This window comes from Streptococcus ictaluri 707-05 (assembly GCF_000188015.2).
GTDB classification, from domain to species: Bacteria; Bacillota; Bacilli; order Lactobacillales; family Streptococcaceae; genus Streptococcus; species Streptococcus ictaluri.
This window is the reverse complement of record NZ_AEUX02000005.1, coordinates 257593-279513: the sequence shown is the minus strand read 5'-3', so window position 1 is coordinate 279513 and position 21921 is coordinate 257593. Positions and strand designations below refer to the sequence as shown.

The 21921-nt window shown below is 38.8% G+C and carries 23 protein-coding genes and 3 pseudogenes; 7 read left to right on the top strand and 19 right to left on the bottom strand.

Features of this window, described 5'->3' with window-relative positions; genetic code table 11:
- Positions 1-105: 105 nt before the first annotated feature.
- Positions 106-1128 (bottom strand): IS30 family transposase, encoded by a 1023-nt coding sequence (locus STRIC_RS04670; protein ID WP_200857372.1) that lies wholly within the window; start codon positions 1126-1128, stop codon positions 106-108.
- A 38-nt stretch (positions 1129-1166) separates the two neighbouring features.
- On the opposite strand from STRIC_RS04670, the gene STRIC_RS04665 reads away from it, so the two are divergent.
- Together STRIC_RS04665 and STRIC_RS12405 are read left to right on the top strand one after the other, a co-directional pair.
- Complete coding sequence (locus STRIC_RS04665; RefSeq protein WP_050897388.1) at positions 1167-2330, top strand: NAD(P)/FAD-dependent oxidoreductase; 1164 nt, start codon at positions 1167-1169, stop codon at positions 2328-2330.
- 60 nt (positions 2331-2390) lie between these two features.
- A complete protein-coding gene (locus tag STRIC_RS12405; RefSeq protein WP_008088627.1) occupies positions 2391-2564 on the top strand; it encodes a hypothetical protein in 174 nt (57 codons plus the stop codon).
- A 33-nt stretch (positions 2565-2597) separates the two neighbouring features.
- Here STRIC_RS12405 and STRIC_RS04655 read toward each other — a convergent pair whose 3' ends face one another.
- The 3 genes from STRIC_RS04655 to STRIC_RS04645 all read right to left on the bottom strand — a co-directional run bounded on the left by STRIC_RS04655 (position 2598) and on the right by STRIC_RS04645 (position 5438).
- A complete protein-coding gene (locus STRIC_RS04655) occupies positions 2598-2810 on the bottom strand; it encodes a YdbC family protein (RefSeq protein WP_008088442.1) in 213 nt (70 codons plus the stop codon).
- Between the two features lie 277 nt (positions 2811-3087).
- Complete coding sequence (locus tag STRIC_RS04650) at positions 3088-4374, bottom strand: peptidase U32 family protein (RefSeq protein WP_008088636.1); 1287 nt, start codon at positions 4372-4374, stop codon at positions 3088-3090.
- Positions 4375-4511: 137 nt separating this feature from the next.
- Positions 4512-5438 carry a peptidase U32 family protein gene (locus STRIC_RS04645; RefSeq protein WP_008088276.1) on the bottom strand — a complete coding sequence of 309 codons (927 nt, stop codon included), beginning with the start codon at positions 5436-5438 and terminating at the stop codon, positions 4512-4514.
- Between the two features lie 158 nt (positions 5439-5596).
- Between STRIC_RS04645 and STRIC_RS04640 the strand changes: the two genes are divergently transcribed.
- Together STRIC_RS04640 and STRIC_RS04635 are read left to right on the top strand one after the other, a co-directional pair.
- Entirely contained in the window at positions 5597-6619 is a 1023-nt protein-coding gene (locus STRIC_RS04640) for an IS30 family transposase (protein WP_200857358.1), read from the top strand.
- Between the two features lie 150 nt (positions 6620-6769).
- The gene (locus STRIC_RS04635; protein ID WP_008088529.1) at positions 6770-7054 is read left to right on the top strand and encodes a DUF3270 domain-containing protein; all 285 of its coding nucleotides are present in this window, start codon (positions 6770-6772) and stop codon (positions 7052-7054) included.
- Positions 7055-7138: 84 nt separating this feature from the next.
- On the opposite strand, the gene STRIC_RS04630 is transcribed toward STRIC_RS04635, so the two are convergent.
- The 15 genes and pseudogenes from STRIC_RS04630 to STRIC_RS04560 all read right to left on the bottom strand — a co-directional run bounded on the left by STRIC_RS04630 (position 7139) and on the right by STRIC_RS04560 (position 19730).
- The gene (locus tag STRIC_RS04630; protein ID WP_008088040.1) at positions 7139-7561 is read right to left on the bottom strand and encodes a YtxH domain-containing protein; all 423 of its coding nucleotides are present in this window, start codon (positions 7559-7561) and stop codon (positions 7139-7141) included.
- Complete coding sequence (locus STRIC_RS04625; RefSeq protein WP_008088530.1) at positions 7558-7962, bottom strand: DUF948 domain-containing protein; 405 nt, start codon at positions 7960-7962, stop codon at positions 7558-7560. Before STRIC_RS04625 ends, STRIC_RS04630 begins: the two co-directional genes overlap by 4 nt.
- Positions 7963-7983: 21 nt before the next feature.
- Positions 7984-8763 (bottom strand): prolipoprotein diacylglyceryl transferase, encoded by a 780-nt coding sequence (gene lgt, locus STRIC_RS04620; RefSeq protein WP_008088340.1) that lies wholly within the window; start codon positions 8761-8763, stop codon positions 7984-7986.
- Positions 8756-9691: an HPr(Ser) kinase/phosphatase gene (gene hprK / locus STRIC_RS04615; protein WP_008088058.1), complete on the bottom strand. Its 936-nt coding sequence runs from the start codon at positions 9689-9691 to the stop codon at positions 8756-8758. Before hprK ends, lgt begins: the two co-directional genes overlap by 8 nt.
- 242 nt (positions 9692-9933) lie before the next feature.
- Complete coding sequence (locus STRIC_RS04610; RefSeq protein ID WP_008088062.1) at positions 9934-10206, bottom strand: PspC domain-containing protein; 273 nt, start codon at positions 10204-10206, stop codon at positions 9934-9936.
- A gap of 63 nt (positions 10207-10269) precedes the next feature.
- Positions 10270-10707 (bottom strand): annotated as a pseudogene (locus STRIC_RS04605) (SprT family protein).
- A complete protein-coding gene (locus STRIC_RS04600; RefSeq protein ID WP_008088112.1) occupies positions 10694-12826 on the bottom strand; it encodes a Tex family protein in 2133 nt (710 codons plus the stop codon). The pseudogene STRIC_RS04605 and the gene STRIC_RS04600 overlap by 14 nt, the downstream one beginning before the upstream one ends.
- A gap of 127 nt (positions 12827-12953) precedes the next feature.
- A complete protein-coding gene (phoU, locus tag STRIC_RS04595; RefSeq protein ID WP_008088031.1) occupies positions 12954-13607 on the bottom strand; it encodes a phosphate signaling complex protein PhoU in 654 nt (217 codons plus the stop codon).
- Between the two features lie 15 nt (positions 13608-13622).
- Positions 13623-14375 carry a phosphate ABC transporter ATP-binding protein PstB gene (pstB, locus tag STRIC_RS04590; RefSeq protein ID WP_008088161.1) on the bottom strand — a complete coding sequence of 251 codons (753 nt, stop codon included), beginning with the start codon at positions 14373-14375 and terminating at the stop codon, positions 13623-13625.
- Between the two features lie 2 nt (positions 14376-14377).
- The gene (gene pstA, locus STRIC_RS04585; RefSeq protein ID WP_008088327.1) at positions 14378-15193 is read right to left on the bottom strand and encodes a phosphate ABC transporter permease PstA; all 816 of its coding nucleotides are present in this window, start codon (positions 15191-15193) and stop codon (positions 14378-14380) included.
- Positions 15186-16050 (bottom strand): annotated as a pseudogene (gene pstC, locus STRIC_RS04580) (phosphate ABC transporter permease subunit PstC). Before pstC ends, pstA begins: the two are co-directional and overlap by 8 nt.
- A 59-nt stretch (positions 16051-16109) precedes the next feature.
- Positions 16110-16985: pseudogene (locus STRIC_RS04575) on the bottom strand (substrate-binding domain-containing protein).
- A gap of 154 nt (positions 16986-17139) precedes the next feature.
- Positions 17140-18459 carry a two-component system histidine kinase PnpS gene (gene pnpS, locus STRIC_RS04570; protein ID WP_008088572.1) on the bottom strand — a complete coding sequence of 440 codons (1320 nt, stop codon included), beginning with the start codon at positions 18457-18459 and terminating at the stop codon, positions 17140-17142.
- Positions 18443-19168, bottom strand: a complete 726-nt coding sequence (locus tag STRIC_RS04565) for a response regulator transcription factor (RefSeq protein WP_008088405.1) — start codon at positions 19166-19168, stop codon at positions 18443-18445. Before STRIC_RS04565 ends, pnpS begins: the two co-directional genes overlap by 17 nt.
- Before the next feature lie 79 nt (positions 19169-19247).
- Positions 19248-19730: a cupin domain-containing protein gene (locus tag STRIC_RS04560; RefSeq protein WP_008088181.1), complete on the bottom strand. Its 483-nt coding sequence runs from the start codon at positions 19728-19730 to the stop codon at positions 19248-19250.
- 167 nt (positions 19731-19897) lie between these two features.
- On the opposite strand from STRIC_RS04560, the gene STRIC_RS12400 reads away from it, so the two are divergent.
- From STRIC_RS12400 to STRIC_RS04545, 3 genes are all read left to right on the top strand, one after another.
- Positions 19898-20047 (top strand): SPJ_0845 family protein, encoded by a 150-nt coding sequence (locus STRIC_RS12400; RefSeq protein WP_008088095.1) that lies wholly within the window; start codon positions 19898-19900, stop codon positions 20045-20047.
- Positions 20048-20135: 88 nt separating this feature from the next.
- A complete protein-coding gene (locus tag STRIC_RS04550) occupies positions 20136-21038 on the top strand; it encodes a permease (protein ID WP_008088575.1) in 903 nt (300 codons plus the stop codon).
- Positions 21039-21854, top strand: coding sequence for a TIGR03943 family putative permease subunit (locus tag STRIC_RS04545; RefSeq protein WP_008088066.1), 816 nt, complete (start codon positions 21039-21041; stop codon positions 21852-21854).
- Positions 21855-21921 lie beyond the last annotated feature (67 nt).

The window sequence follows — 21921 nt, the reverse complement described above, 5'->3', positions numbered from 1 at the left end:
TACTATACTTGTCAAGGAGAATTACATGACACATCATAAACTTATTATTATCGCAAGTTGTCAAGTCAAGTGCAACCAGTTCATAGATAACTAGAGTTCCAGATGTTAAGCTGTTCGGGATAGCTCAAACAGGAATTTTGAGGATTGATATTGAAGAAGTCGTCTTGGGCGCTCATTGATAGCAGTAATATAATTGTCAAGTTCTTCAGAGGTTAGTGGATTAAGTGAGACTCCTTTAGGGACATATTCTCTGAGGAGGCCATTGAAGTTCTCGTTTTTTCCTCTCTCATGTGAAGAATAGGGATGTGCAAAGTAAACTTCAACAGCTTCTAAGTTTGAGAGTAAACTAAACTCAGAACCATTATCCGCTGTGATGGATGCAATAGGATACTGACTGATGAGATGCGTGACAGCTCGGTTAATGGTTTGGGACTGCTTGTCTTCTAGCTTAACTCCTAGTGCATAGCGTGTCTGGCGCTCTACCAAAGTCAACATAACAGCTTCACCTTTGGTTTTCTTGCCGAGAACCAAATCAATCTCCCAATGCCCAAATTCAGAACGATCATTAATATATTCTGGACGTTCTTCGATAGATTTACCTAAAGTCTTCTTATTCGTCTTCATGACTTTCTTAGAACGTTTTCTGATACTAACCATCTTAGGCAAATCGATTGGTTTAATAGCTAATACCCCCTCTTTGATATAACGATAAATCGTTTTGGTAGAGGGGACGACTTCTTCAGGATGGTTCACTTTGTAAGTCTGAACAAAACTATCCACACTATGGAGACGAATGTTAGCCGTCAAGGCAGATTCTAATTGTTCAATGAACCTAGCGGAGCAGTCATTCAACTTGAGATAAGAACTCTTTTGACGATTGGTTTCATAGACACGTTGCCCACTATCAGCGAAATAGGCGTTGAAGAAGGTTTGTTTTCCATTCTTATCCTTTACCTGTTCTACTGAACCACGTTTTATTTCTCGGCAGATTGTAGAACGGTGACGACCCAAGAGTCGAGCAATCTCAGCGGGTTTCTTTCCCATTTTAAGATAAGCAGCAATTTCACCCCGTTCTGTGGCTGAAAGATGAGAATAGGATGATTTTCTGGTAAAATTAATGTTGGACATGTTCATCTGCTTTCCATACTGAATTGGGGAATTCTAGTATATCAGACGAACATGTCTTTTTTGTTGCACTTCATTTTACAACGCGGGAACTTATTATTATTGGAGCTGGCGCTGCTGGCATTGGCTTTGCTTGCGCCTTAAAAAGACTTAAACAAGACGACTTTTTAGTCTTAGAAAAAGGTGAAATCGGAGATAGCTTTCTGAAATGGCCCAAAACCACTCGCTTCATCACCCCATCATTTACCACAAATGGCTTTGGCTTTCCTGATATTAATGCGGTCGTTCCTAACACTTCACCGGCATTTACCTTTGAAAAAGAACATCTCTCTGGACCTGAATACGCCCATTACCTTTCCTTATTAGCCAAAACCTATGAGTTACCCATCAAAACGCAAACGTCTGTAACAGCTATTCATCGCTCTAAGGACATCTATGAACTGGATACGAGTGATGGTAAAGTCAGCTGCGACTACTTGATTATGGCTTGCGGAGAATTTCAACTTCCAAACACACAAGGAATAAAGGGAGCAGAATTAGGAATGCACTACGGACAAGTAGATTCTTTTCACGTTCAATCCGAGAATCCCTTTATTGTTATCGGTGGAAATGAGAGTGCCTGTGATGCTTTAACCAACCTAGCTTATTTAGGAAATGAGATTCATCTCTTTACCAATGGTTTTGGTAAAAGCGAAAGTGCGCCAGATCCTAGCATTTCCTTATCACCTATCACAAAGGAACGCCTAAAACACATTCAAGAAAATCCTCAATATCATGTCCATATTAATGAGGGTAAAATTGCTCGCCAAATTGACAGAGATGAAAAAGGTTATCAAGTTACCTTCCAAGATGGAACAAAAGCTCACAGCAAGCACAAGCCAATTCTGGCCACTGGTTTTAGAAATGCCAGTCAAGCAATCGGTGGACAAGCTGTTTTTGACTACGATAACGATGGTATCCCACAAGTCACTAAAGATGACGAATCCACCATTAGTCCCAATTGTTTCCTGATCGGACCAAGTCTTAGACATGACCAAACCATTTTCTGTTATATCTATAAATTCAGACAACGATTTTTACCTATTATTGCGGAAATAGCTAAACGTGACAAGTGGACTCTAGATAGTGAGGAAATCGACTTCTTTAAAGCTAACCAGATGTATCTAGATAATTTGGACTGCTGCGATGTGACTTATGACTGCTAAGTTTTTCTAGCCTTTTATGATATAATAAAAGCATCATAAGGAAAGGGTAGGATTTCTCACATGGCAAAAGAATACTTGGCATACCTATCTGCCGCTATCTTTCTCATCTATGGTCTGTTTGCAGTAAAGCCCATTTTTATCGGATTAGGGATTATTTTTCTCTTCATTGGTTTGTCTGACCATTTAAAACAAAAAAATAGCAGGAATGCGTCCTTTGCTCTAAAGATTCTTTAAGTCTTTTGAGGAAAGAAAAGCATCCTTGCTTTTTTATTTGCGAAAGGCATCTAGAATGGTTTTAAACTCTTCGTTGGTTAAGGTAATACCTTTCCCCATTTTAGTGTGATCAGGGCTCCATGTGCGCAAATCCCATTTAGCTTCTGCACCATTAAAGCTGACTCTGTTCAATTCTTTGGTCCAACCCTTATCATTTTCTGACAGTGTCAGCAAATGTTCTTCAATTTTACATGTAAATTCTGCCATTGTTATTCCTCCTCACTTATTTATTCGAAAATGCTATCGAAAAAATAGTACTTTTGAAAACTTTTCTAAGATTCTCTCCTTATTTTATCAATTTCTGAGGAAAATAGCTATGAATTCACTTATCAAACTTGTAATAAGGAACCACAACTAAAGCATGACAGCAAGCTTACTGTTCATCAGCAGATATATCTATAGATTATTTTTGAAGCCAGACTTCTTCTTACTCTTAGTAAATCCAAAAGAATAGCAAGTCATGACTCACTATTCTTTTGGATTTTTAGGCTCTAACAGTTTTGGCGCTACCATCTTCCTTGTACAGATTAACCAATCCCTCTTTGCAAGCTCTAATCATATCACCTGGTTTTACCGCTTGTGGTAGGCTAATGGTTAATAAAGCCATTGGATTTGGCGCACGATCAATTTTTTGACCGTCTTCATCGTGCAAGTCTTTGACGATAGTTTCAAAATGTCTGAATCCAGGTCCGTAAAATTCGATTCTATCGCCTTCCATCATAACATTTCGTTGTCTTACAGTAGCTGTCATGCTTTCTTCATCAAACGCAACCACTTCTCCGACAAATTTATATTGTGGGATTTTACGACGGGCACCAAATAATTGTTCATTCTCAGTTGGAGTCCCATAATAAAAACCTGTAGCTAACTCACGCTGAGCCACTTTCCATAATTCATCAATCAAGTCATCTTTGATAGCATAAAAGGCTTCTGGGCTCTCCATATAAGCATCCACGGCTGCTTTGTAACAATTGGTTACCGTTGACACGTAATGGATTGACTTCATACGGCCTTCAATTTTCAGACTGTCCACACCGTTTTCTACCAAATCAGGAATGTGCTCAATCATACACATGTCAACTGAAGACATGGAATATTCTTCTGGAATTTCCCCCTCTAAGGAACGTCGTTCGCCACCAAATGGCATTTCATACAAGTCATATTTCCAACGACATGATTGGGAACAGCCACCACGATTGGCATCACGATGACTCATGTGATTAGACAGCACACAACGTCCCGAGTAGGAAATACACATAGCACCGTGGACAAAGGCTTCGATTTCAACATTAGTACGTTTTCGAATTTCTGCTAGCTCAGCCATATTGACTTCACGCGCTAAGACCACCCGTGTCAATCCTATTTCTTTCCAAAATTCAAAGGTTTCATAGTTGGTGGAAGAAGCTTGAGTTGACAAGTGAATTTCTAAACCTGGGGCTTCTGTCGAACAGATCATAATCAAAGCTGGATCTGAAACAATAACAGCATCAAGTCCCATATCTCTTAATTGACGGAACCATTCTCCGGCTCCTTCTTCATTCCCTTCGTGGGTAACCATATTGGCCGCTACGTAGACTTTGGCATCACGAGCGTGAGCATAGTCAATGCCTTCTTGCAACTCTTCCATCGAGAAGTTACCTGCTCGACTACGAAGGCCATAGGCTTGACCACCTACAAATACCGCATCAGCACCGTAGTCAATCGCTACTTTTAATTTTTCCAGTGTTCCTGCAGGAGATAAAACCTCAGGACGTTTTTTCTTATGTAACATCATTTCTTCTTTCTATTTTCAAGATAGATCGATTCAAGTGTTTCAAAAATCAATAAGAGGGTTTGAATCATCAAGCCTTGAAATAGTAAACTTAATCAAGATAAATCAAACCAAAGTAAGTTTTCCTTAAGTAAAACTTACTTAACGGTTTTAGGATCAAACTCATAAAATCCAGTATCAAGACCACGTCCAGCAGGGTGTAAGACTTGCAACTGTTCATCTAATGCTTGGGATTTAGCTTCTGTCATTTGCCCCGTTTCTAATAAAGACTTAGCTTCAACAAAAAGCTTGGCAATAGCAACAAACGACTCACCTGGGCAATAGATGCCGTCTAATTTCCAATGCCTCAAGCCATGCTCATAAAGCTCAGCCACTTTAGGCATCATATCAATATCATTGTTGATAAAGATGTGTGTCCCATGCTGGTCTTCGTAGATAGAGTAATGACTTTCAGAATCTCCTGGTTCTGCTAAGAATAGACCTCGCTCACGGCTAACCTCATCTTCAATTTTAGTAAAGCGATAGTAGTTCTCTAAAAGCGGTCGCTTAGAATGATGAATCACCGAAGCGCCATAAACTAAGACTTCAGCTGGATAGTCAAGATTTTTGGCTAATTGAAACAGTTCTGCAGATGGAATTTCTCTCGCCAAAACACTTTCTACTGCCCCATGCTGTCCCCAAAAGTTAACTTGACGACTAGAGGTCACAAAAACTGAGGTGTCATAAATCAGCTTAAAGTTGTAACCATCTCGCTTATTGACATAGAAAAGTCCTGCATCTCCAACAACCAAATAGTCAACCGCTATTTCTTTCATGAAGTCTAAAAAAGGCTTGACATTATCCATCATCCCTTGGTGCATCAGTGCGTTACAAGCTACGGTGAGCTCTTTACCTGCTTCGTGCACAAGAGTGGCAATTTCCCTTAATTGGTCATAAGAAAAATTATGGGGCAGACGTAACCCATAATTTGCTTCACCGACATAAATACGATCAACGCTTACAGCTAAAAGGGCTTTGACTTGCTCAACACTTTCTGCTGTGGCTGTAATAGTTATAGTTTTCATATACGTTTTATTATACCAAATTTTTTAATTTTTCAAGCAAGATTCTTGCATTTTCTTTTCTCATATGTTTTCCCGCGTTGTAAAATGAAGTGCAACAAAAAAGACATGTTCGTCTGATATACTAGAATTCCCCAATTCAGTATGGAAAGCAGATGAACATGTCCAACATTAATTCTACCAGAAAATCATCCTATTCTCATCTTTCAGCCACAGAACGGGGTGAAATTGCTGCTTATCTTAAAATGGGAAAGAAACCCGCTGAGATTGCTCGACTCTTGGGTCGTCACCGTTCTACAATCTGCCGAGAAATAAAACGTGGTTCAGTAGAACAGGTAAAGGATAAGAATGGAAAACAAACCTTCTTCAACGCCTATTTCGCTGATAGTGGGCAACGTGTCTATGAAACCAATCGTCAAAAGAGTTCTTATCTCAAGTTGAATGACTGCTCCGCTAGGTTCATTGAACAATTAGAATCTGCCTTGACGGCTAACATTCGTCTCCATAGTGTGGATAGTTTTGTTCAGACTTACAAAGTGAACCATCCTGAAGAAGTCGTCCCCTCTACCAAAACGATTTATCGTTATATCAAAGAGGGGGTATTAGCTATTAAACCAATCGATTTGCCTAAGATGGTTAGTATCAGAAAACGTTCTAAGAAAGTCATGAAGACGAATAAGAAGACTTTAGGTAAATCTATCGAAGAACGTCCAGAATATATTAATGATCGTTCTGAATTTGGGCATTGGGAGATTGATTTGGTTCTCGGCAAGAAAACCAAAGGTGAAGCTGTTATGTTGACTTTGGTAGAGCGCCAGACACGCTATGCACTAGGAGTTAAGCTAGAAGACAAGCAGTCCCAAACCATTAACCGTGCTGTCACGCATCTCATCAGTCAGTATCCTATTGCATCCATCACAGCGGATAATGGTTCTGAGTTTAGTTTACTCTCAAACTTAGAAGCTGTTGAAGTTTACTTTGCACATCCCTATTCTTCACATGAGAGAGGAAAAAACGAGAACTTCAATGGCCTCCTCAGAGAATATGTCCCTAAAGGAGTCTCACTTAATCCACTAACCTCTGAAGAACTTGACAATTATATTACTGCCATCAATGAGCGCCCAAGACGACTTCTTCAATATCAATCCTCAAAATTCCTGTTTGAGCTATCCCGAACAGCTTAACATCTGGAACTCTAGTTATCTATGAACTGGTTGCACTTGACTTGACAACTTGCGTCTCATATGTTTTATCAGTCATTTCTTTTAAAAAAAGGTGACAAATACTGATTTTTATGGTAAAATGTCTTAGTATCTTAAGGAAAGGAGAGGACTATGCCTGCACCATTAAAGAACCATAATGCGTTTGAAGATCAGGAATTGCAAGACAATTCACAGAGTAAATTTCAAGATTTTCAAGACATCAATGGCCACAATGCTAAATTAAAAGAGCTCATTTTTTTTGCTCGAATTGCTGTCTTTAGCTTAATTACGGTTTTATTTGCATTTGTCCTTCTCGTCATGAATTTGACTCCAGTCTGGGCTTTCTTATTTGCTAGTTTGATTGGTTTGGCATCGACTAGTTTATTAGCCAAAACACTTAAATCATTTTTACAATAAGGTAAGAGTTAGTGCTATCTAACTCTTTTTTAATTCAAAAATCCCCCAAATGACTTAACTCACATTTGAGGGATTTTACTTTTCTTATAGTTTATCTTTCAAATCCATATCTTCTGATTCTGGATAATCAATAATAATATCTTCTTCGCTTAAATCAATGATGAGGTCCTCTTCTTTTGACTCCTCTTTGACTTCTGCCACAGCTTCTTTTGTTTTTTGGACAAATTGACTGGCTTTTTCTTTGGCCATTTCAATAATTTGATCACTACTTATGTCACCGGTCTCAAACTTATCTTTAATATCCGTAAAAGTCTCACGAGCTAACTGTCCATATTGGCTACTTTTTTCCTTAGCAAATTGGTGGTATTCTTCAGGGTTTTCTTTGTAAGCTTCAAAGGCATGTTCTGCTTTTTGCTTCAGTTCTTTGCCTTTTTGGGTTGATAAAAAGTAAGCTGCTGCCGCACCTGAGGCTGCACTAATCACAACTGTTTTTAAAAAATGACTCATGCTTTTTCTCCTTTTTTACTAAATACTTTTGAGGCAACCTTGCCCATAAGCGCCACTTTACTTGCTTTTGAAACGTTACTTGTCGCACTAGTTGCTTTTTGGCCGAGATGTCTCGCTTGAAGATTCAAGTCTGAAACACTTTCTGATAGGTCTGCAATTGCAACAAAGAGTGGATCGATGGTTGATACTTTACCATTAACATCCTCCACTAAGACATTCGCTTTGGCTAAGATCTCATTGGTTTGATAGAGAGTCACATTGACATTACTGGTCAAAATAGCCAGTGTTTTTTTGGCCTCATCAACTGTCTCAGAAACTTTTTTAAGTACGATAATCAAAAAGACAACCAAGGCCACAAAGGCTAAGACAATAATAATAAGTGCTATTCCAACTAAATCCATAAGCATCTCCTATTTCTATCCTTATTGTTGATAATAAGGAACTTGCTTTTTCTGTCTTCTAATGATGACAAAAATAATTCCAAAAATAATTAATAAAACGGAAAGATATTGTGACACTCTAATGCCCATAAACATCAGACTATCCGTTCGCATACCTTCGATAACTAAGCGCCCAAGGCCATACCAAATGAGATAAAAAGCGGCAACTTCTCCTTCTAAAAGACTCTTTGGTTTTCGGCGCCAAATCATAATGATAACAAAACCAAGCACATTCCAAAGTGACTCATAAAAGAATGTCGGTATACGGTAACTGCCATCAATATACATTTGCTTTCTGATAAAATCTGGTAAATAATTCAAATGACTAACAGCTTTTCCATAAGCTTCTTGATTGATAAAATTTCCCCATCTTCCAATAGCTTGTGCAATAAGAACACCTGGCGCTGCAATATCCAATAAATGAATGGGATTTAGAATTTTGTAATAACAGTAAACAAAAAGAACAATCGTACCCGTTATTAAACCACCATAGATAGCTATGCCACCATTCCAAACAGCAAAAATCTCATTAATATGCTGTGAATAATAAGACCATTCAAAGATAACATAGTAGAGTCTAGCACCCAAGATAGCTAAAGGAAAGGCAATTAAGATAAAATCAATAATATCATCACTAGTCATCTTTTTACGAGGTGCTTCTTTGATAGCTAAGTAAACAGCCAATACCAAACCAGTCATGATACAAAGGGCATACCAATGAACGGTCAAGGGACCAAGCTTAAGAGCAACTGGATTAATCATTGGCCTCCTCGTTTCTACTAATCAGCTTGGTTAAGCGTTCTTCAAAGGTCTTTGTGGCATCAAATCCCATAACTTTAGCACGGTGATTCATAGCTGCTGCTTCTATCACGACCGAAACGTTTCGACCTGTTTTAACCGGAATACGAATACGTGGGATATGAACTCCTGAGAAAGTAATTTCTTCCTTACCATTTCCTAGTCTATCAAACACTTTATCAGCTTCAAAGTTCTCCAAGTAAATGGCTAACTGAACCTGTGATGAATCTTTGACGGCACTTGCTCCATAAAGAGACATGACATCAATAATCCCAACACCTCGAATCTCAAGCAAATGACGAAGGATTTCTGCAGGTTCACCCCATAGAGTCTCTTCATCTTTAGCGTAAACATCTACCCTGTCATCTGCTACTAAACGATGGCCACGCTTCACCAGTTCAAGACCTGTCTCACTCTTACCAATACCAGAGTCTCCCTGAATGAGAACCCCCATACCGTAAATATCCATCAAAACACCATGGACACTGGTACGCTCTGCTAAAGAAGCGTCTAAAAAGTAAGACATCTCTCCCGCTAAACGACTAGTGGAAACACGGCTCCCTAATAAGGCAATCCCTTCTTCTTGAGCAGCTTGAATCATCTCCTCTGGAATAGCTAATCCTCTTGAGACAATAACAGCAGGGGTGTCTTTTTTGAACATTTCTTTTAAGACAGAGTAACGATTATGAGCAGTCATCTGTGTCAAATAAGACCACTCTTTCATGCCAAATAATTGCAAGCGCTCGGGAGCATAATAATCAAAATACCCAGTCATTTCAAGTCCTGGACGGGAAATATCTGATGTCTTGATTTCTTTTTCTAACAAGTCATCTGTCGCATAAACCACGTCAAGCTTGACTTTTTTGACTAACATTTTTACCGTAACAGTCATAATTTCTCCTTTTACATATTATAACACAAATCACTTGTTAAGCCCTTACAAATTTCTTTTTGCCTCTGAAAAATGATTGATCTTTCACTTGTTTTTCAGTTAATAAGCTTTACTAAAGAGGTAATGATTCGTGTAAACTAAAAATTCTTGATCTCTTGACCAAGAATTCTAAAGGAGTTATCTCAAACTTATTATCGTAATAATACCACAAAGTCCTGTTACTCTTTATGGTTTATTCAAACTTACCAGAACCAGCCTTCGTCTTCATCACCGACGACATCAGCTTCTTTACGGCGTCGTGGTCCTTTACCGTAACGTTCTTCAATTAAATCTTCTTTATATGGCAGGAAGATGGCTAAAAGAATATAAAGAACATGGCCAAAACCAGTCATATACATCAGTAAAGCAGCAAAGACACGTGCTAAAGGTAAATCCCAACCGTACTTATCTGATAAACCAGCAACAACTCCTGAAATCAAGCGATTTTTGCGTTGCTTATAAAATTTCGTTTCCATATTTCCTCACCTCCTCATTCTATAATACTAGTTTATTCTTTTTTTAGCAAAATAAAATCAGCCTTACGACTGATTTTTTTCAATGAGTTTTCCACGACATTTTCCACAAGCCAAGCGAGATAAATCAATCGATCGTTGTCGATGATAAACTTGTCCACAATGAGTGCAAGTGTAAAGATACTTCGGTTTTTATCTTTTGTTTTTAGGAGCATAACGTAAACCGTCCACTGCTTCTAGCAAGGTTTTAAAGTCCTTATCTTTGTGTTGATAACCACGACCTTCAAAAAAGAGGTGATAATGACACAATTCATGACGAACAGTCTGTCGAAAAATATGAGGACCAAACTCCTTAGCTATCTTTGGGTTGAAATCCAAATGACCTGTTTTGGGAAAGAAGCGACCGCCCGTGCTTCTTAGCCGTTTATTCCAAATGGCTTGATGAAGGAATGGCTTACCAAAGTCATTCAGAGAGACCTCTTTAACATAATCAGTGAGATTCACGAGGTGGCAACAAGCTTAAATTAACTTTATGGCGATCCATGTCAATCTTAGACACCCAAACGGTCACCAAATCACCAACTGATAAGACCTGGCTAGGGTGATTAACAAAGGTTTTACTCATTTCAGAGATATGAATCAGACCGTCCTCGTGAACACCAATGTCAACAAAAGCTCCAAAATCAACGACATTTCGGACGGTTCCTTCTAATTTTTGACCGATAGCTAAATCTTTCAAATCTAAGATATCTTGACGTAACACAGGCGCATCAAACTCATCTCGTAAATCCCTACCTGGTTTTAAAAGGTCAGCAATAATATCTTTTAGGGTTTCTTGACCAATGGCTAATTGGTCTGCCATTTGACTTAGACTGACAGCTTTTAGTTTGGCTTTAGCTTCTTCTGTTAAGTCAGTAATCGCTAAGGCTTCAAAAAGTGCTTTAACAGCAGGATAGGACTCTGGGTGAACACCGGTATTGTCAAGGAAATTTTTGGCATTAGGGATACGTAAGAAACCAGCCGCCTGCTCAAAAGCTTTTGCTCCCAAACGAGGGACTTTCTTGATTTGGGCACGTGATTGGATAGCGCCATTTTCTTCTCGATATTTCACGATATTTTCTGAAATAGTCTTATTAAGTCCTGATACATGGGCTAAAAGAGAGGGACTGGCTGTATTGACGTTGACCCCAACCTTGTTAACCACTGTATTCACCACAAAATCAAGGTTTTCCGTTAATTTCTTTTGGCTGACGTCATGCTGGTATTGCCCAACGCCAATTGATTTCGGATCAATTTTAACCAACTCTGCTAGCGGATCTTGCAAGCGACGAGCAATCGAAATGGCCGAGCGTTTTTCAACAGTCAAGTCTGGAAACTCATGACGAGCTATCTCAGAAGCTGAATAAACAGAGGCGCCACTCTCGTTGACAATAACATAAGAGGTTTGAGGGAAGTCTTTTAGTAAGTCTGCCACAAAGGCTTCGCTTTCGCGACTAGCCGTTCCATTTCCAATAGCAATGATTTCAATGCCATAGCTTTGAATGAGTTCAGCTAACTCTTTTTTAGTAGCTTGAATCTTAGCTTGGCTAGCAGGCGCAACCGGATAGATGACATGCGTCGCCATCAGTTTTCCTGTTTGGTCAATGACAGCAAGCTTGGCTCCCGTACGAAAGGCCGGGTCAAATCCTAGAACCATTTTACCTTTAAGTGGCGAGACCAAAAGCAGGTGACGCAAGTTCTCAGAAAAAAGCTTAATCGCGCCATCTTCTGCTGCTTCCGTTAGCTCAGTACGAATCCGTCTTTCCATTGCTGGAACCAATTTTTTCTTAACGGTCTGCTGAATGACTTCTTCAATATAAGGATTTTTTTCTTTAAAGCGGGTACTGAAAAAGCGGATCATCTTATCTAGATTGTGTTCAAAGGAGACTTTTAAGACACCTAGTTTTTCACCACGGTTCAGAGCCAGAGTGCGATAGCCTTGCATTTTAGACACTTTATCTGAGAAATCATAATAAATTTGAAAAACATGCTTTTCATCTAATGTCTCATCCTTAGCACTTGAGGTGATTAAACTATATTGCCAGATGTCATTGTAAATCCAAGAGCGAAGCTTGGCATCTTCAGACATGGCTTCCACCAAAATCGCTACTGCTCCTGAAAGGGCATCTTGTGCGCTATTAAAACCATCCGTGATAAAAGACTCCGCTTCTTTTTCAAGATGCGGTGCATTTTGCAAGATTAAGCGTGCTAATGGGAAAAGGCCTGCTTCACGAGCGATGGTTGCCTTAGTCCGACGCTTTTCCTTATAAGGAAGGTAAATCTCCTCCAAATCAGCTAATTTATCGGCTGCTTGGATGCTAGCTTTTAAGCTATCGGTGAGTTTTCCTTGTTCCTCAATTTTAGCCAGTATGGTTTCTTTTCGTTCACGTAAATTAGTTAAGGACTTATCCATGTCGATGATGGCTTTAATAGCTACCTCATCAAGATTTCCCGTCACTTCTTTACGATAACGCGCGATAAAAGGGATGGTGTTACCCTCAGCGGTTAAGGAAAGAACTTGATTGATTTGATTGGGTTTGATACCCAATGCGTCTGCAATTGTTTGACCATTTATATTTTCCATAATAGTCCCATTATAGCATATTTTAGTGCAAATTTGAGACTCTACTCTGTCGTCATACCTTAGGTGTTAGCTAAAAAAGTCTAAGCTATTTCATCTTAGACCTTTTGTTATTTGATTTAATTCAAGTTTAGTTCAATTCAATAATTTGGCCAGTCTCCAAGTAAACCACACGCTCACAGATATTCGCAATATAATCTGCAAAACGCTCAAGATGACCCAAGATAGCCAGATACTCTGTTCCATTAGTGACAGATGTTTCTTGATCTTTCATTAAACCCAACAAGTCTTTGGATAGTCGATAATAAGTTTCATCAATCCATTCGTCTTCTTTAGCGATTGCAATAGCTTCCTTAGACTGATGCTTAGAAAAATTGTCCAATAATTGAGATAGTAAAGCCAATACTTTTTGGCCCATGTCATGTAATTGGTTTTCGAGTTCTGGTAAGAAATATTTTTCTTTTAACTTTAAGACTGACTTAGAAACTCCTGCCATATGGTCGCCCATCCGCTCTAAATCTGAACAAGCTGTCATAATGGTAATGACAAATCGCAAATCACTAACTTGAGGCTGTTGAAGAGCTAATAACTGGGCACAGGCTAGCTCAATATCACTCTGTGATTGGTTAATCTTTTTATCCTTGTCTATCACACCTTTTGCCATCTCATGGTCTTTGGCAGCAAGGGCTAACAAGGCTTTTGAAGAACTCTCTAAAACAAGATACCCCATACTTAAAAATGCCTGCTCTAACTGGTGCAACTCTAACTCAAACTGATTTCTCATGACAGCTTCCTTTCCTTAACCAAAACGACCTGAAATATAGTCTTCTGTGCGCTTATCTTTTGGATTAGTAAAGATAGTCACAGTATCGTCAAACTCACAAATTTCGCCAGTTAAAAAGAAGGCTGTTTTATCCGAGATGCGAGAAGCTTGTTGCATATTGTGAGTAACAATAATAATGGTATAGTCTTTCTTAAGCTCTTGAATTAAATCTTCTATTTTTAAGGTAGAAATAGGATCTAGCGCTGAAGTTGGCTCGTCCATTAACAGCACATCCGGCTCAACAGCTAATTCTCTAGCAATACAAAGGCGCTGCTGTTGACCTCCTGAAAGGGATAGGGCACTTTTTTTAAGATCATCTTTCACTTCATCCCAAATAGCTGCACCACGTAAGGATTTTTCAACCAAAGCATCTAAGGTTTTTTTGTCTTTGACACCATGTGTTCGCTGACCATAAGCCACATTGTCATAAATGGACATGGCAAATGGATTTGGCTGTTGAAATACCATGCCGACTTTTTTTCTGAGTTGATTGAGATTAGTCTGTTTAGCATAGATATTTTCGTGATCAAGACAGACCTGACCTTCAATTCGACATGAAGGTACCAAGTCATTCATCCGATTCAAGGTTTTTAAAAACGTTGATTTGCCACAGCCGGATGGCCCAATTAGGGCAGTGATTTGACCTTCAGGTAGGTCAATGGAAATATTTTTCAAGGCTTGAAAATCCCCATAGAATAAGTCCAAGTCTTTAATGGAAAATGTTCCCATAATTAGGAACCTCCTTTCACAAGTCGACGTGATAAGACACTAGAAAGTGTGTTAATAATCAAAACAGTTATGATTAAGACAAGTCCAGTCGCATAGGCTTCTTTAACGTGCATGCCTTCACTAGACAACATATACATGTGGAGAGCCAAAGAACGACCTGAAGATAAGAGACTAGTCGGCGTATTTGAGGAAGTGCCTAAAGTATACATTAGAGCAGCTGTTTCACCCACAATACGACCAATAGCTAAGATAAGTCCTGCTAAAATACCTGGAATGGCAACTGGCAAAACAACTCTGACAATGGTTCGTAACTTTCCGGCTCCTAGACCAAAACTAGCTTGACGCACACTGTCACTGACCGAAAGTAAAGCTTCTTCAGTTGATCGAATAATAATCGGTAACACCATAATAACCGAGGTCAATATTCCTGATAATAGTGAGTATTGAAACTTAAGAAATACCACAAAAAAGAGCATACCAAAGAGTCCAAAAACAATAGAGGGAATACCTGATAAAGTGTCAGAGGCAAGTCGCATGACCTTGACCCAAAGAGAATCTTTTCTCGCATATTCAACCAAGTAAAAGCCGGCAAAAATACCAATCGGCAAAGCAATCAAAAGAGTTCCAAACACCAAGATAAGAGTAGAGATGATAGCTGGCATCATCGACACATTCTCAGAAGTGTAGGTCCAAGAAAATAAAGTAGGACTTAGACTTGGAAATCCTTTGACAACAATGAAAGCAATAATGAGAAACAAAGAGCCAAAGGTCAAAATGGAAAATAAATAAACCAAAGTCTTTAGGAAGTATTTACTCATAAAACGTTTTTCCTTTCAAATAAGCAAAACAAGCATTAATGAAGAGGATGAATAAGAAGAGAACTGCTGAGGTCGCAATCAGTGCTTCACGATGTTGTCCAGAAGCATAAGCCATCTCTAAGACAATATTAGTTGTCATGGTTCTTGCTCCTTCAAACATCCCCCTAGGAAGAAGAGGCTGATTACCTGCTACTAAAATCACAGCCATGGTCTCACCAATAGCACGGCCCAATCCCTAAAATAAGCGCTGACAAAATGCCTGATTTGGCTGCAGGAAGTATCACGGTGAAAATACTCCTTTCATGACTCGCTCCAAGAGCCAAACTTCCTGAATAATAAGTAAGAGGAACGCTTAGAATAGCTGTTTCCGATAAACTTATAATAGTTGGAAGAATCATAATGCCTAATAAGATAGAGGCCGTCAGGACACTCATCCCATTTCCAGAGAAAGTTCTAATCCAAGGAACCAATAATTGTAGTCCAAAAAAACCGTAGACAATTGATGGAATGGCCGCCATAAGGTTAATCGCTGATTTTAAAAAAGGATAGAGTTTTTTAGGACAATAATAAACCATAAAGACTGAGGTCATAATACCTGTCGGCACACCAATGACAAGCGCTCCAAAAGTCATTAATAAAGAGCCAGCAATCATAGGGAAAATGCCATAACTTGCGGGTTGATTGGATGGTGACCAATCTTTACCAAATAGAAAATCACTTATACCATAACGACTGATGAAAGGTAAGCCATTTCTAAAGATAAAGAAAGAGATTAAACCTATGGCAACAAGGGCTACTGCTGCACTCAAAAAGAATAAGGATTTAAAAAAATGTTCTTTAACATCTTGCAGTTTCACATTTGGTCCTTTCTAAAGTTAGTAAGCAAGACAAGTTTGCCTTGCTTACTAATCATGACTTACTGAATAGCTTCCCAGCTGTTTACTTTACCACTAAAAATCTCAGCGATTTTTGCCATACTAATCTGATTAGCCTTATTGCCTTTATTGACAATAAGGGCAATCCCATCAAGTGCGATAGCATCATGAGTCAAGGATTTTCCTTCTTCAGGTGTTAACTCACGAGAAACCATTCCTATATCAGCTGTTTTTTCTTTAGCTGCTGTAATTCCTGCGGAGGATCCATTTGAAATGATGTCAATAGTGACTTTTGGATTTTCTTTTTGGTAGGCTTCTGCCAATTTTTCCATTTAAGGAGAAACCGAAGTCGAACCAACAATGGTCAATTTCCCAGATAAGGCTTTTGAGGTGTAAAGACTTGTTTCGCTTTTGGCTTCAATAAATTTATTTTTGGTTACGACTTGTTGACCTTCTTTAGAGTGAATATAACGGATAAAGTCTTGACCTACTTCTGACAAATCAGAAGACCAAACAATATTAAATGGGCGTTGTAATGGATACTCACCATCTAAAACAGTCTGTCCGCTTGCTTCAACACCATCGACTTTTAAAGCTTTAACAGAGCTATTTAGCGAACCCAGTGAGATGTAGCCAATAGCATTGACGTTACCTTGAACAGCAGAAATAACGCCTTCAGTGCTATTTTGAATGACGGCACTTTTGGTAGTCTTGTCTACTTCTTTATCACCATCTTTTTTAAGAATTCCTATGATTTCGGTAAAAGCCCCTATTGTGCCTGAGCCATCTTCTCGTGAAATTACTTCAATTTTTCCAGAAGTTTCTTGTTGAGAACCCGTGCTATTATTACCACAAGCAACCAATCCTAAACTAGAAAATCCGATAAGAGCAAGTGTTAGCATTTTTTTGACTGTCATAAGAATCACCTTCAACTTTGTTTTTTTCTTGTAGTTTATCTACACTTTTAGTCTAACAAGTCTTTGTAAAGATTCCTCCCTGCTTATTGTAAAGATTTGGTAAAGAATAAAAAAACCATTTTTAGGAAATAGCCTAAAATGGTTTTTGCTAAGTTTAGATTTTTTCTGGTAATGTTACGGTGAACTGACTGCCTTTGCCCAACTGACTCTTAACCGGCACTTGACCATCAAGGAGTTGCGTCAATTCTTTCACAATAGCAAGTCCTAGGCCAGTACCACCACTTTGACGACTTCGACCTTTATTAACCCGATAAAAGCGCTCAAAAATACGGTCTAATTCCATTTGACTAATCCCAATACCGGTATCTCGTACACTGATCGCAATGCCCTTTTCTTTCCTTTGACTGATGATGCTTATCTCACCACCGTTTTCAGTATAACGAATGGCATTTGACAAGAGGTTCAACAAAAGCTGCGATAAGACATAGTGATCTGTATTAAGGAAGATGTTATCTGCTAATAGTAAACGAAGCTGTAAATTCTTTTCTTTTAGTTGCGGTTTTAAGCTCTGAGCAATGTCTTTTAAAAAATCACTTAAGTCAAATTCTGTTATTTGTAACTCTGGTTTTTTGAGCTTGGATAGGGTTAGGAGGTCTTCAACGATATGCTCCAATCGCAGACTTTCTTTATAAATGATAGCCAAAAACTCTTCTTTCAAGGCTACTTCTTCTGGTGGCATTTCTTGGATGGTTTCAGCAAATCCCTTGATAGCAGTGACGGGAGTTCGTAATTCATGGGAAGCATTGGAAAGAAAATCCAAATTTAACTGTTCATATTGTCTCCTTTGAGTCAAATCATAAAGGAGAACCAAGACAGCTTGAACAGACCCTTGAGCTGTCAAAATAGGGACAGCTGTCACCTCAAGAATCAAATCAGTATCTTGTAGCCCTGATAATTCCTTTTTAAGGGTTACCTTGTCATCAAAAGCTTGATAAATGAGAGCCCTAAGATCCAACCGCGTCATATCATCTAGACTTTCCCAGACACCTAGACTTCCTGGAAAATAGTCCGGTAACGAATGGCTTTGTAAGAGTATGCGTTTATCACTTGAGACCAAAAGTAGCCCCATAGTCAGATGCTGTGTGAGGGCCTCTAAATTCCCTTGCAGGTCTTTAATAACAGCTTCTTTCTGCTGAGAAACCTCTTTTATCTGCAACAGATGACTAGCACAGTCTTTTAAGTCTTTGTTTTTCAAATCAATGAAGACTGCCTTACGAGCAATTAATGATTCTGTTAGGTATTGAAACTCTTTTTGCCAAATCCATAATTGTCGTAAAGCCCAAAAGCTTGTGACACTTGCCAAAAAGAAAAGTAATAAGGTTACATAAAGAGACCACCAAGCATTTAGAAAAGCCAAAAAACTAAGGAAAAAGAGACAAAAAGAGATAGCTAATAAATTAAGATAAATCTTCATCAATCCTCTCCTTAAATTGATAGCCATAACCACGAATCGTTTTGATAAGTTGCGGATTTTTGGGGTCCACTTCGATTTTTTCTCTTAATTTGCCAATGTGAACATCTACCAATCGGGTTTCTTGACCAAAATCATAGCCCCAGATACGCTCTAAGAGCCTTTCTCTGGTCAAAGTCATATTAGGGTGCTTAATTAAATAAATCAATAACTCAAATTCTTTTGGCGTCAAGGCTAAGAGATGATTGTCCTTATAAACCTCATGCCTATCTGGATAGACCTTCAAGTGCTGAAGCCGCCACTGTTGCTCCATTGGCTCTTGATTGTCATTGTCTTCTTGGGCTCCCTGACTTCGTCTGAGAATGGCTTTTAGTCTGGCTAATAATTCTCTCGGACTAAAAGGCTTTGTCAGGTAGTCATCTGCTCCCAACTCTAGAGCCAATACTTTATCGAATTCATCGCTTTTTGCGGAGACCATCATAATCGGGGTCTGAATCCCTTTTGCCCTAATTCGTTTGCAAACTTCGATACCATCCAATTGAGGCAACATAATATCTAGCAAAATGAAATCATATGTCTCACTTTCAGCAAGTTTTAAAGCAGTTCGCCCATCAGTCACTAATTCTGTTTCAAATCCCTCTTTAGTCAAATGATAATCCAATAATCGTAAAATATGGGGCTCATCATCGACTAATAAAACCTGTTTTTTCATTTCCTGCTCCTAGCACAGCCATTAATTATATCATAGCTAGCAAATCATTTAATGTCCGAAAGCTTCGGCTAGACTTTAGTTAATCTCTAGTCAATTTCTCAATAATAGCCTGATGTTGTGGATAGTCCTCTAACAAGTCCTTGCGCTTAAAGAGTTCAAAATCAGTAAACTCAAATCCTGGCGCCACCATGCAAGATACCAAAGCATAATCGCTTTCGACGCTAGAGCCAAAAACAGTTCCTTTAGGCACACAATAATGGAGTACCTGTCCCTTCTCAAGGTCCAAGCCTAAATCCACTGCTTCATAAGAACCATCTGGTTTTATCATATGAACCGTCAAAGGTTGGCCTGCATGAAAATACCAAATTTCATCGGCAGTCAAGCGATGAAAATGAGAAGGATTCTCCTCATCCAACAAAAAATAAATACTGGTATAAAGAGAGCGCTGCTTATCTGCCTCACCAATCATCTCTTGCGATTCTTCTGTCTGTTTAAAATAACCACCCTCTAGATGTGGTTCTAAGTCAAGCTGCCTAATCCATTCTTCTTTTGTTTGAAACATTTTTATTCCTCCATTTGTCTTTCATTTTAACACAAGTCCGCTTCCTGCCCAAGTAGCAATTCTCCTAAAAAGCTAATGCTGTCACCCCTTTTTTAAAGGTCAACTTTTGCAATGTGAGAAAATGATAGTATAATAGAACTAGTAATCGAAAGAAAGAAGGTCTATTTATGGCAATCACACATAAAAAAAATGACGAACTTGAAAAAATGATGGCAGGCTTTGCTGCTATTCCTAGCTTTGATAAACCTTTAGAGGTTACAGGTGACGGTGTTATTAAAGCAGACGCCGCTGTCAAAGAAGAGGATAAAAAAGATTAGAAGTGGATTGCATGGTCCACTTCTCTTTCTTATCTCCTACTTCAACTAGCAATTCTTATCTCTCATTAATATAGAAAGGACATGAGAAATGTCTCTTTTTTCAAACTTACCTCCTAGCATGCTACAATGGTTTGCTATCTTTTTATCTATCATTATCGAGGCCTTGCCTTTTGTTCTCTTAGGAACCATCTTATCTGGTTGCATCGAAGTTTTTGTAACGCCAGATATTGTGCAACGTTACCTTTCTAAGCGAAAATTGCCACGCATTCTTTTTGGAACCTTTGTTGGCTTTGTCTTTCCTTCTTGTGAATGCGGGATTATCCCAATCATCAATCGTTTTTTAGAAAAAAAGGTTCCCAGCTACACAGCTGTTCCTTTCTTAGCCACTGCCCCTATTATTAACCCCATCGTTTTATTTGCTACCTACTCAGCTTTTGGGAATTCCCTGCGATTTCTCATGCTTCGCTTAATCGGAGCAATCGTTGTGGCTATTAGCCTTGGACTGATGCTCGCCTTTTTGGTAGATGATGATATTCTAAAAGAAAGCGCCGCCCCAGTTCACTTCTATGACTATTCACACGAAACCATTCCAAAAAGAATTTACTTGGCTTTAGTGCATGCCATCGATGAATTTTTCGATACGGGTCGCTATCTTGTTTTTGGGACTTTAATCGCTTCTGCTATGCAGATTTATGTGCCAACACGAATTTTGACAAGTATTGGACACAGCCCTCTGACTACCATTTTAGTCATGATGCTGATGGCCTTTATCCTCTCCTTGTGTAGTGAAGCGGATGCCTTTATTGGCGCTTCTTTACTATCAACCTTTGGGGTAGCTCCGGTCTTAGCTTTTCTTTTGATTGGTCCAATGGTTGATAACAAAAATCTGATGATGATGCTTAAAGCCTTCAAAACACAGTTTATTGTGCAATTTATTGGGCTTTCTGTCCTTATTGTAACCATCTACTGTCTTATTCTGGGGGTAATTTAAATGATACGATTTTTAATCTTAGCCGGCTATTTTGAGCTGACCATGTACCTACAGCTTTCTGGAAAATTAAATCAGTATATCAATACGCGTTATTCCTACCTGGCTTATATTTCTATGGTCTTGTCCTTTATCTTAGCATTGGTCCAGCTCTATACCTGGATGAAAAATCATCATGTTCACAGTCACCTGCACGGTCGCCTAGCAAAACTAACCAGCCCTTTTATTTTAGTCTTTCCTGTTTTAGTTGGCTTATTAGTTCCAACAGTCACCTTAGATTCTAGAACTGTTTCTGCTAAAGGCTATACTTTCCCATTAGCTGCTGGCGCTTCTAAAACAGGAGTAAGCGATGATGGGACTACTATCCAATATTTAAAACCAGATACCAGTCTTTACTTTACTAAGAGCTCCTATCAAAAAGAGATGCAAAAAGAATTAAAGGCTTATCAACAACAAGAGACCATCACCATTAGTACCGAAAATTATATGGAAGTGATGGAATTGATTTACCTTTATCCCGATGCATTTGTTGGTAAAGAGGTTCAGTACACCGGCTTTGTTTACAACGAACCAGGGCATGACCATTATCAATTTGTCTTTCGATTTGGTATTATCCACTGTATCGCTGATTCAGGCGTATACGGCCTCTTAACAACGGGGAATCAAGAACAGTTTGACAACAACACATGGCTAACCGTTAAAGGTAAGATTCAAATGGAATATGATAAAAATTTAGAACAGCAACTTCCTGTTCTTCATATCGACCAAGTCAATAAAAGCCAAGAACCAGACAATCCCTACGTCTATCGCGTCTTTTAACTAGCCTACAAATCAAATCTAAATGCCCTAACCCAAAGTCCTATCATTTCAGTCGTGGATAACTCCA

Coding starts and splice junctions, on each gene's coding strand:
- STRIC_RS04635 (WP_008088529.1), top strand. CDS start 6,770: ATGCCTGCACCATTAAAGAACCATAATGCGTTTGAAGATCAGGAATTG.
- pnpS (WP_008088572.1), bottom strand. CDS start 18,459: ATGAAGATTTATCTTAATTTATTAGCTATCTCTTTTTGTCTCTTTTTC.
- STRIC_RS04650 (WP_008088636.1), bottom strand. CDS start 4,374: ATGTTACATAAGAAAAAACGTCCTGAGGTTTTATCTCCTGCAGGAACA.
- STRIC_RS04545 (WP_008088066.1), top strand. CDS start 21,039: ATGATACGATTTTTAATCTTAGCCGGCTATTTTGAGCTGACCATGTAC.
- STRIC_RS04610 (WP_008088062.1), bottom strand. CDS start 10,206: ATGGAAACGAAATTTTATAAGCAACGCAAAAATCGCTTGATTTCAGGA.
- STRIC_RS04630 (WP_008088040.1), bottom strand. CDS start 7,561: ATGAGTCATTTTTTAAAAACAGTTGTGATTAGTGCAGCCTCAGGTGCG.
- STRIC_RS12405 (WP_008088627.1), top strand. CDS start 2,391: ATGGCAAAAGAATACTTGGCATACCTATCTGCCGCTATCTTTCTCATC.
- STRIC_RS04645 (WP_008088276.1), bottom strand. CDS start 5,438: ATGAAAACTATAACTATTACAGCCACAGCAGAAAGTGTTGAGCAAGTC.
- STRIC_RS04550 (WP_008088575.1), top strand. CDS start 20,136: ATGTCTCTTTTTTCAAACTTACCTCCTAGCATGCTACAATGGTTTGCT.
- lgt (WP_008088340.1), bottom strand. CDS start 8,763: ATGATTAATCCAGTTGCTCTTAAGCTTGGTCCCTTGACCGTTCATTGG.
- STRIC_RS04655 (WP_008088442.1), bottom strand. CDS start 2,810: ATGGCAGAATTTACATGTAAAATTGAAGAACATTTGCTGACACTGTCA.
- STRIC_RS04640 (WP_200857358.1), top strand. CDS start 5,597: ATGTCCAACATTAATTCTACCAGAAAATCATCCTATTCTCATCTTTCA.
- STRIC_RS04670 (WP_200857372.1), bottom strand. CDS start 1,128: ATGTCCAACATTAATTTTACCAGAAAATCATCCTATTCTCATCTTTCA.
- phoU (WP_008088031.1), bottom strand. CDS start 13,607: ATGAGAAATCAGTTTGAGTTAGAGTTGCACCAGTTAGAGCAGGCATTT.
- pstB (WP_008088161.1), bottom strand. CDS start 14,375: ATGGGAACATTTTCCATTAAAGACTTGGACTTATTCTATGGGGATTTT.
- hprK (WP_008088058.1), bottom strand. CDS start 9,691: ATGACTGTTACGGTAAAAATGTTAGTCAAAAAAGTCAAGCTTGACGTG.
- STRIC_RS12400 (WP_008088095.1), top strand. CDS start 19,898: ATGGCAATCACACATAAAAAAAATGACGAACTTGAAAAAATGATGGCA.
- STRIC_RS04560 (WP_008088181.1), bottom strand. CDS start 19,730: ATGTTTCAAACAAAAGAAGAATGGATTAGGCAGCTTGACTTAGAACCA.
- pstA (WP_008088327.1), bottom strand. CDS start 15,193: ATGAGTAAATACTTCCTAAAGACTTTGGTTTATTTATTTTCCATTTTG.
- STRIC_RS04600 (WP_008088112.1), bottom strand. CDS start 12,826: ATGGAAAATATAAATGGTCAAACAATTGCAGACGCATTGGGTATCAAA.
- STRIC_RS04565 (WP_008088405.1), bottom strand. CDS start 19,168: ATGAAAAAACAGGTTTTATTAGTCGATGATGAGCCCCATATTTTACGA.
- STRIC_RS04625 (WP_008088530.1), bottom strand. CDS start 7,962: ATGGATTTAGTTGGAATAGCACTTATTATTATTGTCTTAGCCTTTGTG.